This window comes from Mesorhizobium sp. ESP7-2, assembly GCF_020164715.1.
Classification (GTDB): domain Bacteria; phylum Pseudomonadota; class Alphaproteobacteria; order Rhizobiales; family Rhizobiaceae; genus Mesorhizobium.
Map to the genome: position 1 here is coordinate 241,412 of NZ_JAIUGQ010000004.1, position 13,536 is coordinate 254,947.

The 13,536-nt window shown below is 65.9% G+C and carries 10 protein-coding genes; 7 read left to right on the forward strand and 3 right to left on the reverse strand.

Annotation, left to right across the window (positions count from 1 at the left end; translation table 11 throughout):
* Positions 1-5: 5 nt before the first annotated feature.
* On the reverse strand, positions 6-1,529 hold the full coding sequence (locus tag LB543_RS06770) for a formyl transferase (protein ID WP_224613528.1): 1,524 nt from the start codon (positions 1,527-1,529) through the stop codon (positions 6-8).
* Positions 1,530-1,814: 285 nt separating this feature from the next.
* Between LB543_RS06770 and LB543_RS06775 the strand changes: the two genes are divergently transcribed.
* Positions 1,815-3,944 carry a GumC family protein gene (locus tag LB543_RS06775; protein WP_224613529.1) on the forward strand — a complete coding sequence of 710 codons (2,130 nt, stop codon included), beginning with the start codon at positions 1,815-1,817 and terminating at the stop codon, positions 3,942-3,944.
* 1 nt (position 3,945) lies between these two features.
* On the forward strand, positions 3,946-5,280 hold the full coding sequence (locus LB543_RS06780; protein WP_224613530.1) for a VpsF family polysaccharide biosynthesis protein: 1,335 nt from the start codon (positions 3,946-3,948) through the stop codon (positions 5,278-5,280).
* Positions 5,281-5,288: 8 nt separating this feature from the next.
* Here the strand turns inward: LB543_RS06780 and LB543_RS06785 are convergent, their stop codons facing one another.
* Both LB543_RS06785 and LB543_RS06790 read right to left on the reverse strand, forming a co-directional pair.
* On the reverse strand, positions 5,289-6,557 hold the full coding sequence (locus tag LB543_RS06785) for a glycoside hydrolase family 5 protein (protein WP_224613531.1): 1,269 nt from the start codon (positions 6,555-6,557) through the stop codon (positions 5,289-5,291).
* On the reverse strand, positions 6,554-7,723 hold the full coding sequence (locus LB543_RS06790; RefSeq protein WP_224613532.1) for a DUF1972 domain-containing protein: 1,170 nt from the start codon (positions 7,721-7,723) through the stop codon (positions 6,554-6,556). Before LB543_RS06790 ends, LB543_RS06785 begins: the two co-directional genes overlap by 4 nt.
* Before the next feature lie 438 nt (positions 7,724-8,161).
* Between LB543_RS06790 and LB543_RS06795 the strand changes: the two genes are divergently transcribed.
* The 5 genes from LB543_RS06795 (at position 8,162) to LB543_RS06815 (ending at position 13,454) form a co-directional block, all read left to right on the forward strand.
* Positions 8,162-9,331 (forward strand): glycosyltransferase, encoded by a 1,170-nt coding sequence (locus LB543_RS06795; protein ID WP_224613545.1) that lies wholly within the window; start codon positions 8,162-8,164, stop codon positions 9,329-9,331.
* Positions 9,328-10,629: a hypothetical protein gene (locus LB543_RS06800; RefSeq protein WP_224613533.1), complete on the forward strand. Its 1,302-nt coding sequence runs from the start codon at positions 9,328-9,330 to the stop codon at positions 10,627-10,629. The genes LB543_RS06795 and LB543_RS06800 overlap by 4 nt, the downstream gene beginning before the upstream one ends.
* Positions 10,630-10,638: 9 nt before the next feature.
* Positions 10,639-11,859, forward strand: a complete 1,221-nt coding sequence (locus tag LB543_RS06805; protein WP_224613534.1) for a GNAT family N-acetyltransferase — start codon at positions 10,639-10,641, stop codon at positions 11,857-11,859.
* A 34-nt stretch (positions 11,860-11,893) separates the two neighbouring features.
* Complete coding sequence (locus LB543_RS06810; protein WP_224613546.1) at positions 11,894-13,117, forward strand: GNAT family N-acetyltransferase; 1,224 nt, start codon at positions 11,894-11,896, stop codon at positions 13,115-13,117.
* Positions 13,118-13,229: 112 nt separating this feature from the next.
* Complete coding sequence (locus LB543_RS06815; protein ID WP_140810002.1) at positions 13,230-13,454, forward strand: hypothetical protein; 225 nt, start codon at positions 13,230-13,232, stop codon at positions 13,452-13,454.
* The last annotated feature ends 82 nt before the right edge of the window (positions 13,455-13,536 follow it).

The following is a 13,536-nucleotide window of genomic DNA, read 5'->3' on the forward strand; positions in this document are numbered from 1 at the left end:
TTAGGTTAACTACGCCTCTTCTGCTTCCAGCGCGGCGCGATCGCCGAGCCATCGATGAATTCCAGGCCGCCCGCCTCGTTGAGCGTGTGCAGCTTACGCCCACTCCATAGCGCCCCGGGGGTTAAGATCGTCTCGACACGCTGGTCCATGCCGTTCAAATCAAGGTGAGTGACGCGTGCGATGCCAAGCGCGCCGCCGTAGCTCCTGCGGCAGTCCTGCACCGGGCGCAGCAATTGGCCATCACGTTCCACCATGCGGCCGGCCGGTCGCGCCGAGGCGATGTCGATCAGCACCGGATTTTTGGGATGCGGTGTCCACGGGCCGCGAAAGTTCGGCGCCGACCACAGATGCAGCGCGTCGGAGAAGGCGCCTTCACCATCCCGGGCGGTGCCTTCACCGTCCCGGACGGTGGCGAACAGCCACCATGAGCCGCCATGCTCGACCAAGGTGGCGTCGCTGGCGACGATATCGGACAGCAGCGTCGCTTCCTTGACCCATCCGCCGGGGAAGGCGGTGGCGCGGTAGAGATCCACGGTGCGGTTGGCGCAGCTCTCCGGCACCATCCAGACCTCGCCGTCACGCTCGAAGACGAAGGGGTAGGAAAGATGGTAGGGCAGGTCGAGCACAGGCTCCGGGCGGCCGATCGGCCCCGACGGGCCGAACGGCACGGCGGAGATGATGGCTCTGCCGAGACGGTGGATATAGTCCTCGACGAACAGGGTTACCTGTCCCCGGTAAAGGATCGGGAACGGGTCGGCGTAGAAGCGGCTGCCATCATCGGGCAGCTCTTGCCAGCCCGATTCCGGATGCGCGCGCAGGTCGAACAGATCCCGCCCTCCCGTCTCGCGCCAGCCGACCTTCCAGTGCGGGGCGTTGTAGCAGAGATGATAGATCTTCTGGACGATGCGCCGCGCCAGCGCCTTGCCTGCCTTTACGCCGAGCTTGCCGGCCGAGGGCAGCGACGGCGCGGCCCTGCCGTCCGCCGGCTCGGGCAGGACGGGCAGGGCGCCGCGTGCAGCGCCCGTCACCGCCGCCAGGATCAGGCTTGCCGTGCGCGCCAGCATATCCTGGAACGATGCGAGCGCGATGCCGCCATATTCGGTTCCGAGCCGTGCTTCGGCGACCACGGCGCCGTTCTCCTCGATGCGGGCCAGCGGGGTCCGGCCATCGAGGATCGACGCCAAAAGGGCCGCTTCGCCGCCGGCGCCGTCATAGGTCACACGCCAGACGCGCGTTCCTTCCAGTTGCACGTCGCCGCGGAGGTCGAGCACGAGGTCGGGCGAGGCGGGAGGCTGCGTGCGCCAGGCTGCCAGCGCCGACAGCGGCAGGCGCTTGGCCAGCCCGTCCGCGGGCAAGCCATGGATGACCGTTTCAAGCTGGAACAGCGCAGCGACGCTGCCTGGAATGCTGCTCCCGCCTGGGCGTGCGTCGACGCGAACCTCGACATCCGTGAGCGCGGCCAGGCGCTGCAACAGCAGCAGGTGAAAAGCACGGAGGCAGTCGCTGTCCAGGCGCAGGCTCACCTGCATGTCGCACCCCTAGAATTCTGATGTTCGGTAACTGGCCGGTGTTCGATTTTTGGGCACGAGAGGTGGGCGACGGTTGGATTGGAGACCGATGTTTGCTCCATTTCCATTCGTTTCCCGCTCGCTTGCGCTCTGTCAACACGACCCGTGCCTCTGCTACGCAAACTCCGTGCCAAAAATCAGAAGAGCTCCCAACATAATTAACAGTGTTTTAACAGTTGGAGTAATAGCTAGGCTGAAGCCGCAATTTAATCTTTTGGGGCATATGGAGTGTTGTCGGAGCGACCTTTGCAATCATCCCTGCTCTCGTTGCCGCAACAACACGCTCCGGAGGTGATGCAATATGCGCCGGAGCCACCGCCGGCCGCGTCCTATCCATCCTCGACGGTCGAACTGGGTGACCTGAAGCGCATATTGGTGCGCCGCCGTTTCCTGATCCTCGCCACAGCCGCGCTGCTGACCCTTGGAGCGCTGCTCTATGGATTGTTCACGCCGGCGCTCTACAGCTCGGTGGCGGAGATCATCGTCGATCCGCAGGACTTGCAGGTGGTCACCAACGATGTCAATCCGAGCCGCGTTCCGCCCGATGGCGGTATCACCATGGTGGAAAGCCAGGTCGCCGTCGTCCAGTCGAGCGGCGTGCTGCTCAGGGCTATCGCGGCGACCAAACTGACCGAGGATCCGGAATTCAACGGACAGGGCGGGTTGTTGAGCCGTTTGATCGGCGGTGTGCTGGGCTCGGGGTCGGCCGAGGCCGACAGGACGGGCAAGACGCTCGATGCGCTGCGCCGGCGATTGGCGGTCAAGCGGGCCGACAAGGTGCTGGTCCTCGACGTGATCGTCACCGCCAAGAGCGCCGACAAGGCGGCGAAGCTCGCCAATGCCATCGCGCAGGCCTACCTGGCCGACCAGGCTAGCGCGCGCGCGAAGATGGCCACGGATGCTTCCGACTCCATCACCGCGCGGCTGGACGAGCAGCGCAAGCGCGTCCAGCAGGCCGAGAATGCGGTCGAGGCCTACAAGTCCGCCCACAACATGGTGATGGCCGCGGGCAATCTGGTCAGCGACCAGGAACTGACCGAGATCAACACACAGCTCGCGGCCGCGCAGAGCCGCACGGTCGCGCTGAAGGCGCAGGTCGACCAGTTGCGCCGGCCCGGCGGCGCACCGGACGCGACCTCGGAAGCGATGCGCTCGGCGGTGATTTCGAGCCTGCGGGCGCAGGAGGCGACGCTTGTCGACCAGGTCTCACAGCTCGGCACGGAACTCGGGCCGCGCCATCCCTCGATGATGGCGGCCCAGCAGCAATTGCGCGACACGCGCGCGCTCATCGCGCGCGAACTCGGCCGCATCGGCGCCGCCGCCGAAACCGACTATGAGCGGGCGCTGGCCAACCAGCAGGCGCTGGAGGCCAAGGTCGCGGGCTTGAAGAGCAAGTCGCTCGACACCGACCAGGCCTCGGTCAAGCTGCGCGAACTGCAGCGCGATCTCGAGGCGGTGCGCTCCGTCTACGCCACCTATCTGCAGCGGGCGCAGGAAACGCGCGAGCAGGTCAATGTCGACAGCACCAATGCGCGCATCATCTCCAACGCCATGCCCGCGCTGAAGAAGAGCTGGCCGCCGCTCGGGCTGCTCGTGTTCGGCGCCTTTTTCGGCGGGCTGGGGCTGGGCACCGGCCTGGCGCTGATCGCGGAATATTCATCGCCGACGGTGCTTTCCAGCGCGCAGATGCAATCGGCCATCGATGCGCCGGTTGTGGGCGTGCTGCCGGCAAAATCGGCGCGCCGCCGCTGGTGGCCTTTTGGCAGCGCCGCCACGCCGGCCGGACAGAAGATGGACGCCGTCGCCGGGCTGGCGCTGAGACGCCTGTTCTCCTCCAGCCAGCGTCCGCCGAACTGGCCGCTGGTGCCGTCCATCCTGGTGACGTCGGCGCCAGAGGACGCCGCGCAACGGGGCCGGGTGGCGCGCCTTCTGGCCAACGCGGCGGCCGCCAGGGGCAGCCGCGTCCTGTTCATCGACACCAATGCCGGCAAGGCCCAGAAGGAACCGCAGCCCGGCCTGCTCGACGTGCTGCGCGGCGAATATGCCTTCGAGGCGCTGAGCCAGTATGCGCCCGGCAGCAACGTCGCGGTTCTGGGCAAGGGGCGGCCAAAGGCTGCCTTCTCCGAGGCGCAGGGCGTCTATTTCACGCAGCATATGCTGGCCCAGGCGAGCCGCAATTTCGAACTCGTCGTCGTCGACGGCGGTGCACTGGCCGATAATCTCAACGCCTCGCCGCTGGTCGCCATGGTCGACGAGATCGTGCTCGTCGCCACGCTCAACGCGACGCCGATGCGCGACGTCACGGCGGCCTCGCAGGCCATTTCCGTCATGGGGCGGCTGCCGACCGCCGCCCTGCTGGTCGACGAGGCGGCCTGATATGGTTGCCGTCCGGCCCGCCACCCCGGCGGCCGGCTGGGCCGGCCAGGGTCAAGTCGTGGCCGCGCCTCGCGGCGGCAATTCCCTCGATTGGGTGACCGGCTACGGCCTGATCGCCGCGGTGGCGCTGCTGTTCGGCATTTCGGGCGGCATGCTGTGGCTGGTGGGCTACAATTACGACGGCCTGATCGGCAATCCAGCCACCAAGATCCATCCCTCCACCTATCTGCTCGTGCTGATGTTTGCCTGGCGCGCCTGCACGTTCGGCAACCCGGTCGGCTACACGCTGGCCATCGCCGACAGGCGGCCGGCCAGCGCGCTGATGACCGTCATGTCGATCATGCTCCTGGTCGTCGTCATCGTCAGGCAGCGTCCCGGCATGGCCGGCATGATCGACACCTTCGTGGCGCCGGCGCTGCTGGTGATGATGCTGGCCGAGGCCGACGAAAAGATATTCGCCCGCATGCAGACCGTCGTTCACACGATCATGACCGTGAACGCACTGCTCGCACTGTTCGAGTTCGCCACCAAGACGCTGATCTTTCCCTATCGGCTCGACGGCGTGGTGTTCATGAACGACCTGCGCTCGACTGCCCTCCAGGGCCATCCGCTGTCCAATGCCACGATCACCTCGATCTACGTACTGGCGCTGCTTTCTGGCTCGCGGTCGCTGTCCATGCCGCTGCGGCTCGGGCTGATCGGCCTGCAATGCGCGGCGCTGGTCGCCTTTGGCGGGCGCTCGGCGATGGTGACGACGATCGTGCTCGGCGGTTGCTACCTGCTCCTCCAAGGCCTGCGCACCTTGCGTGCGGGGCGTATCAACCTGCTTGGTGCCGCACTTGGCCTCATCCTTGCCGCGCTGGTGCCGGTCGTTATCGTGCTCGCCGCTTCCTATGGCTTTTTCGACGCGCTGCTCGAGCGCTTCGTCTCGGACTCCGGCAGCGCCAATGCCCGCGTCGAGATGTTCGACCTGTTCAAACATTTCGAACTGCGCGACCTGATCATCGGCCCAGATATCGATCTCATTGAAAGCCTGCGCCGCATCAACGGCCTCGAACAGGGCATCGAGAACCCGATCATCCGCCTGGTCCTCTATCAGGGCGCTTTCTTCACCCTGCTGTTGTTTTTCGGCTTCGTGCTGTTCATGCACGAAGTGGCGCGCCGCTGCCATCCCGGCATCTGGCTGCCGATGCTGGGCTGGCTGATCCTGCTCAACACCTCCGAAAGCCTGGCGTCCAAGACGACGCTGATGACCAAGTTCGTGGTGATCGCGCTGGCGCTCTACAGGCCGGTGAAAGAGGGGTTGCGGCGGCCGGCGCAAGCGCGGCGCGCGTAGCGCTTCCTCTACTCCGGCATCCTCAAACCCAGCGCCTCGACCATCGCCGGGTCCAGCGCGCGGGTGGTGTCGTCCATCATGCCCATGCCGTCGAAGAGGTCCCAGAAGGCCCAGGGGAAGCCTGATGCCTCTGCGCTCTGCCTGACATCGGAAATGTAGCGAGCGCGGTCGGGGTTGGGGGCGGCGACATAACGGGCGTCGGTGCGCAGCGCGCCGAATTCGCCCATGATGACGCGCTGCGGCGCGATGCCGTGGCTGTCGGCCCAGTCGCGCGCCTGGCCGATATATTTGTCGATGAACCACCGGTCGGGCCTGGCGTCGAAATAGACCTTCAGCACGCGTTCGGTTTCCTCGTAGGCGGCCTGCTTGTCCGCTTCGGAGGCTTCGGTGTCCTGAGCCATGCGCGCCCTGACCGAGGCCAGCGTCTGTTCCAGCGAACCGGCGGAGGCCGGCCATGGCACGTTGTTGAGCGCGCGGTAGACGGGTTCACGCATCCAGGGCGCGCCCTGATGGCTGAACAGGTAAGGCTCATAGAAATGGAAGGTGAACAGGATCGGCTCGAAGGCCGCCAGCGGCTCCGGGTCGAGCGCGGCGAGCCCGCTCACCATCGAGCCGCAGCCGCCGGTGACGACAAGCGGCAAGGTCCGGGATGATGCCCTGGCCGCCGTCAAAAGGGCCGTCTGGACGTTCGACCAGACGTTGGAGGAGCACGCCTGCGGCGGTTCGTTGACCGGTTCCAGCGCCACCATGCCCTGTGCGAACCGCTGCAGCCTGCCGGCAAGCGTGCCGACCAGCGTGCGATAGGCAACGAATTCCGGCGCGGCGGTGCTGGAGACCATGCGGTCGGGATTCCAGTAATGAGTGGCGCCGTTGGCCTGCACGTTGACGATGATGCCGAGATCGGCATCGATGACGGCCGTCACGGCATCGTCCAGCGTCGTCAGCAATTTTGCGTGCGTGGCGGCGTCGGCGGCCAGGAACGGGCCAGGATCGACCGGCAGGCGGATGAAATCGAGCCCGATCTGGCGCAGCCGGCGAAGGTCGTCCGGTGTAGGCACCGGCCGTTGCGACTGGAAGGGCGGCCAGGCATAGTCGGTGCGCGGTGCGGGAAACTCACGCGTCAGCGCGAACCAGGGCCAGGCATTGACGCCGCGGCGAAAGCGCCATTCGCCGGTGGCGGCGAGCGCGGGCGGCGCGGCGGAAAGCGCGGCCGTGGCGGGCACCAGCGCCGTCGACAGCGCCGTCCTCAGCAGCCGCCGTCGCGACCAGCCCGTCATACGGCGCCGGGAGAGGGGCGGTCGACCGGTACAGCGCCGGCGGCGCTCACGCCCAGAAGCCGGTAGGCTTCGGTTTCATAAGCAAGCAGGACATCGTCCCAGCGGAAGACTTCATTGGCGCGGGCCCTGGCGGCCTCGCCGCAGGTCTTGACCAGGGTGTCATCCTCCAGCGCCTGTTGCATGCGTTCGGCGCAGTTACGCGCGTCGGTGAAATAGATGGCGGCCGCACCCGCGGTCCATCTGTTATAGGGGTTGTCGTGGGCGATCACCATGTTGCCGGCGGCCAGCGCCTCGACCAGCGACGGGTTGGTGCCGCCGACGGTGTGGCCATGCAGATAGGCGCGCGCATGAAAACGCAGCGCCTTGACCGCCGCCTGGTCGTAAATGGCGCCGGGCAGCACGACCGAGGCGTTGGCCGCGTTGCGGACGGCGACATGATAAGGGATCTGGTCTGAAAGCGTGCCCAGCACCACCAGCTTCATGTCGCGCTTCTGGCTGCAGAAGGCCTCGACGATGGGCAGGATGTTGTTGTCGGGCTCGATGCGCGCGATCGAGATCAGGTATTTGCCGGGTTCGAGGCCGAGCGCGCGCACCGGCGCCTCCGATGCCGCCGTCACCGGGTCGGCGCCATAGGTGATGGTGGCGATTGCGCTGCGCGGCCGGCGCGTCGCCACGTGATCGGCGATGACGGGATGGTCGGCGACCAGACGGTGCGAGGCCCAGGCGCCGATCCATTCGTTGAGCCAGAACCATGTGCGCGCCGCCACGCCCCATTTGGGCCGGCGCCACTCGATGCCGTCCATGTTGGTGATGATCCTGCGCCGCATCAGCCTCAGCCAGGTCAGGAAGACCGCGCCATTATAGCCGAGCACCAGGCAGACGCCGGGCCGGCGGGCGGCGTCGAGCACGCATTGCCAGTCGAATTCAAGCGTTGCGCGCGGGCCTTTCGAGGCGACCTGGACATGGATGAGGTCGATGCCTTTCCAGGTGTCGACGCGCACCCTCTGGTCGACCCGGTCGACCTCTTCCTGGCAGTAGACGCCGACCTTCCAGCCGCGCCCGACAAGAAACAGCGCCAGCTTCTCGGCGAAGGTTTCAAAGCCGCCATGGGCGGCGGGAATGCCGCGCGTCCCGAGGATCAGGATGGTGGGCGCTTCCGGTTTCATGGCTGCTGGCGCTTTCAAATCCGCTCGATTCCGCAATGCGCGGGCCGTCCCGTCTGGAAACCACAGCCCAGCGATATCCATGCCAGGCTCAGTTCCGCCCATCATCGCACCGGGGTGTAAAATATTTCTTCCAACGGCCGGAGTTGTTTCACTATCGGTCAACTATCCAGGCGTATGTGTATCGAAACAAGGCAATGCCGCAAGCTGGCGACCAGCAGACGGTCAGATCATGGCCGGCATGATCCTTGCTCGTGGACTTCTGTGCGCCACACCGGCGGAGGACGTGCAGCATTGGTATGGTGATCGAGGTTCCACATCCGCTCGCCACCATGCTGGCAACAAGTGAAGTCCAAAGGAGTATTGGGCTTGAAGTCTCCAGTCGCCTGATCCGTCAGGTGGCGGAATCGTCACCACCCTGACAGAAAGATGCATGTGAATATGCGGATTGCCTGCATCCATCAGGGCTATGAACTCTATGGTTCCGACCGCAGCTTCGCGGAGAGCGTGGCCGCGCTGCGCGCCGCGTTTCCGTCAGCCGACATCGAAGTGGTCCTGCCGCGCGGCGGACCGATCACACAGATCCTCGAACCGCATGCGACCCGGATCGTCTTCGAGCCGCTGTGGGTGCTGAGGCGCCAGGCCATCGTGCGCCTTGCCACCATCGAGATGGTGCGGCTGCCGGTCGCGGTGCTGAGGGCCTGGCGGCGGCTCAGGGATTGCGATCTCACCTATGTCAACACCTCGATCGTGGCCGACTACGCGCTGGCCGCGCGCCTTCTGCCGCAGAAGGCCGTGCTGCACATCCACGAAATTCCCGAAGGCGCCATGCGCAGGATCCTCGTCGGCCTGATGCACTGGAGCCATGCCGATCTCATCTTCAACTCGCGCGCCACCCGCGCCGCGTTCGGCGACCCCGGATCCGCGCGCTCCTACGTGGTCTATAACGGCGTTGTCGGCCCGGCCGCGGCCGAACCGATGACCTATGATGGCAAGCGCCCGCTCAAGGTGCTGCTGCTTGGCCGTATCAACAGGATCAAAGGCCAGGAAGTGCTTCTGGAGGCGATCGCCTCGCTGCCGGCGGAACTCAAGTCGAGGATCGAGGTGCGGCTGGTCGGCGGCGCCTTCGAAAGCGTCGAACGCGAGCACGCGCTCGCCGAACTGGTCGAGACCATGGGGCTCGCCGGACGTGTCAGCGTGCTGCCCTTCATCTCCGACCCGTCCGAGCATTATCGCTGGGCCGATATCGTTACCGTACCGTCGCGGCGTCCGGAATCGCTCGGCCGTGTCGCCATCGAGGCGATGGCCTATGGCCGGCCGCCGCTGGTGTCGGCGATCGGCGGGCTGGTCGAAGTGGTCGCCGACGGCGAAACGGGTTGGCATGTTCCGCCCGGCGATGCCGCCGCGCTCGCCGGCAAACTCGAGGAAATCATCCTGCATCCCCAGGCCTGGCGCTCCTTTGTCGCCGCCGGACGCGCGCGCTACGAGGCGGTCTTCAGCGAGCCGGTCGCGGCGGCGGCGATCGCGGCAATAGCCGCGGACAAGCTGAAGGCAACCATCGCCAAGCCGGGCCGGACGGCAACCGCCCGCCAGGCGGAGACACGGCCGTGAAACTCCCTGGCCATCTGGTGCGCCGCCTCATGCTGATGATCGGCGGCGAGGCGATGCAGAGCGGCTTCCACTTTGCCCTCAACATCGCGCTGCTGCACATGCTGTCCGCGCAAGGCTACGGCCTCTTCGCCATCGGCATGGTAATGGGCGGTGTCGGCCTGTCCTATATCAGGTCGCTCACCGCCGTTCCCGCCTCGATATGGATGGGCAAGAGCACCAACAGCGCCGGCGTCGACGCCTATGACGTGGCCTTCGGGACGGCGGCGCTGGTCGTTGCATTGCTGATGGCCGCCGGCACGGCGATCGTGATGCATCTCTTGGGCGATCCCAGCGGAATTGCCGCCGGCTGCTTCGTCGGCGCATGGTCGCTGCGCAGCCACATGCGCACGGCCTTCTTCGCGCGCCGCCAGCAAGTGATCGTCTCCATCAGCGATGCTGCCTTCACGATCGCCGGCATCGTCATGGCCGGCCTGGCGATCTGGCTGGCCAGGGATGCGCTGCAGTCCGTGTTCTCCGCACTCGCGGCGGCCAATCTGTTTGGCATCTTCGTCCTGGTCCGGCTGGCGCGCCGCACGATGCGCATCAGCTTCCGCATGCCGACGCGGCGGCGCTACGCAAAGCTCTGGTCCCAGCTCTGCTGGTCGGCATTCAGCGCCACCACAACCAACATCCAGGGCCAATGCCTGGCGCTGCTGGTCGCGGGCATTGCCGGGCCGGCCGCCTATGCGCCGCTGGCGGCGGTGCTCGTGCTGTTCGCGCCGCTGCGCATCATCAGCCTCGCCTTCGTGAACATGACGCAACCGGAACTGGCCAAGCTGATGCGCAACAACGAAACGCGCCGTGTCTGGGCGCAGGCGAAGCTGTGGGCTGTCGTCATGGGGCTCGGCGCGGTGGCCTATGGATGCGCCATCATGTTTGTCCTGCCCATGATAAAATCCCAGGCTCTCCAGGATGCGTCGGTGGGGTTCATCGGGCTTTTCGTGACCGCGAATTTCGTCCCGATCATGCTCTATATCATGCCCCGCATCGTGCTCGAGATAATGGGCGACTTCCGCATCGTCGCCTTCATCACCCTCGGCGGCGCCATCGTCGGGCTGGCGTCGATCGCGATCCTGCTGTCGATCGCCTCCCCGCCGTGGGCGCTGCTGGGTTCGGCGGTCTCCGAGATATTCGTGCTCGTGGCATCATGGTATTTCATGCATCACCGCATGTGGAACATCGAACACCCGGATCAGCAGCACGACAGCCGGCTGGGCTCCTGGCGGCGGGCGGTTTCGTTCGCCGCGGCAAGACGATAGGAGAGGGATGTGTCAGGCCAGGCAGTTCAAATCACCGCGATGACCGACTTGCCCGGCGGGCAGGTCCCGCATCCCGCCGCCATCGCGGCGAACGACGCCTATACGGCGAAACTGCACACCAGCCTGGAGGCGGTCAGGCCGCTCTGGCTGCGCCTCCAGGCGGAGGGCGTGTGCACCGGTCACCAGAATTTCGCCTGGGCGGAAGGGATCGTCGCGCGGCTGCTGCCGGAAAGCGCGGAACTCCTCATCGTGGAGGTGGCCGACGCCGCGACCGGCGAACCCAGAATGCTGGTGCCGCTGATGCGGCGCAGGGCCTTCCACCATTGGGTGGTCGAATGGTTGAGTTGTGGCGTCTGCGACTATGCGGCGCCGCTGCTGGCCGATGCCAGCCCGTGGTCACGCCAATCCGCGCAGGCTGCGTGGGCGGCGGTGCGCTCGGCGCTGCCGCCGTCGGACCGCGTCCACATCGTGGGAATTCCGCGACAGATCCACGGCGTGGCCAATCCGCTGGCCTTGCTCCCGGCGACACGCGATTCCATCCAGACCGCGTTTGGCCTCGCCATCGACGGCGACCCGGAAACAGTCCTCAAGCGTCTTTGCAGGCCGTCCTTCGTCAAGGAGTTCGGCAAGGACTGGCGTCGCCTCGAACGGCTTGGCGGTGTGGAGCTGGTCGAGGCCGCCGCGCCGTCCGAGGTTGAGCGTATCTTCGGCGAACTGGTGCGAATGCGGCTCGACCGCTTTCGCGAGCTTGGCCGCTTCGACCTGCTGACGCAGGAGAAGATCGTGGATTTCTACCGGAACGCGGCTGTTCAGGGCCTGTTGGACGGTTCGGTGCGGCTTTTCGGGCTGCTCGTCGGCGAGGCCCTGATCGCGGTTCAATATCTGCTGGTTCATCAAGGGACTGTTCATGCTCTCCTGATAGCGATGGACCAGGGCGTCGTGCCCAATGTCTCGCCCGGGCTTGCAATCATGGGCAGGTTGATCGGCTGGGCGCGCGAACAGGGTTTTGGGTATTTCGACCTGTCGGTCGGCAACCAGAGCTACAAGGAACATATGGGCGCCAAGGGTTCGGTATTGGTCGAACTCTGTCATGGGTTCACGATGCGGGGCAGTGTGGCCAATGCCGTCATCGAGTTCCGCAGGCGGGCCGAGGCTTTCGTGCGATCCAACCCAAGGCTGCTCAAAGCGGTCCAGGGAACGATGCGGGGTTTGCGGCGCTTGCGTGGATGACGCCGAGGCGGGCCAGAACGAATGGGAGAAGCATGTGGCAAGCCAGGCAGTGCAGTTGGTCGCGGCGTCGGATGCACCGACTCAATCAAGTTCCCCGATCAGATCCGGCATTGTCGCCACCGCGCGCTATACCGCGCGGCTGCACACCAGCTTCGACACCGTAAGGCAGCTCTGGCTGCGCCTTGAGGAGACCGGCCTGTGCACCGGCCACCAGGGCCTTGCCTGGGTGGAAGGGATTGCCAGGCGGCTGATGCCCAAAAGCGCCGATCTGCTCGTCGTCGAAGTGAACGACGCCGCCACGGGTGCGCCTGTCATGCTGCTGCCGCTGTTGCGGCGCCGGGCGCTCGGCCACTATGTGATCGAATGGCTGAGTTGTGGCGTGTGCGATTATTCGGCGCCGCTGCTGGCCGATGCCAGGCCTTGGACCCGGCAGAGTGCCGATGCCGCCTGGGTCGCGGTCCGCGCCGTGCTGCCGCCGGCCGACCGCATCCATATTGCGGGGATTCCGCAGGAAATCCACGGCGTGACCAATCCGCTGGCGCTGCTTTCGGCGGCGCGCGACTCTATCCAGATCGCCTCGGGCCTGGTCATGGATGGCGAGCCGGAGACGCTGATCAAACGTATCTGCAAATCGTCCTTCACCAAGAATTTCAACAGACACTGCCGCCGCTTCGAACAGCTCGGCGGCCTCGCACTGGTCGAAGCCGAGACACCCGATATGATCGAGGAGCAGTTCGGCACGCTGCTGGACCTCAGGCTCAACCGTTTTCGCGAACTCGGGCGCTTCGACCTCCTGACGCAGGCGCCGATCGTCGAGTTCTACCGCGACGCCGCCCTGCAAGGGCTATCCGACGGCTCCGTGCGGCTGTTCGGGCTGCGCGTCGGTCAAGCCTATCTCGCTGTCATGTATGTGCTGGTCATGAAGGGCACCTTGCACGCCCTGTTGCTCGGGATCGACCAGGACGCAGTGGCCAACGTCGCGCCGGGCCTGACGATGATCGGCAAGCTGATGGTGTGGGGACGGGCGCAAGGGCTCGGCTATTTCGATCTCTCAGTCGGGGGACAGGGATACAAACAGCATATCGGCGCCTCGAACTCGGTGCTGGCCGAATTGTGCGAGGCGATGACGCTGAAGGGCAGGGCCTCGACCGCCTATATCAGGCTGCGCTGCAAAACCGAGCTGTTCGTGCGCTCCAAGCCGCGGCTCTACAAGGCCGTGCAGGGCGTGATGCGCCGTTTGCGGCGGTTGAAGAACTGAAGCGGCGCGACCGCGAAATTGACACTTGCGCCGCTCTCCGCCATCCTTGCGGCCAGTCGCCGGGCCGCCAAGAGCGGCCGAGTTCCGTGTCGGGCGACCGAGGGCGAAGCGCATGTCCACTGCCGTGAACAGCCAGAACTCCAAGCGCGCCGCGGTGCGCAAGGCGCTCGACCGCCACAAAGTCTACATCACCGCGCAGCGTTTCTCCGGCGGCACCTACAGCGCGCGCGTGCTGGTCGACGGCGAAGCCTACTGGGTCGACGAATTCCGCTTGAGCCAGTTGCAGCAGGGGCTGTCGCCGGCCGAGCTGGAGCTGACACCGGCGATTGACGATTGAGACCACGTGAAAAATCGCGAGTGGTGCCAACGTAGCGCCCTACGGCGCCCCCCTCTGTCCTGCCGGACATCTCCCCCTCTAG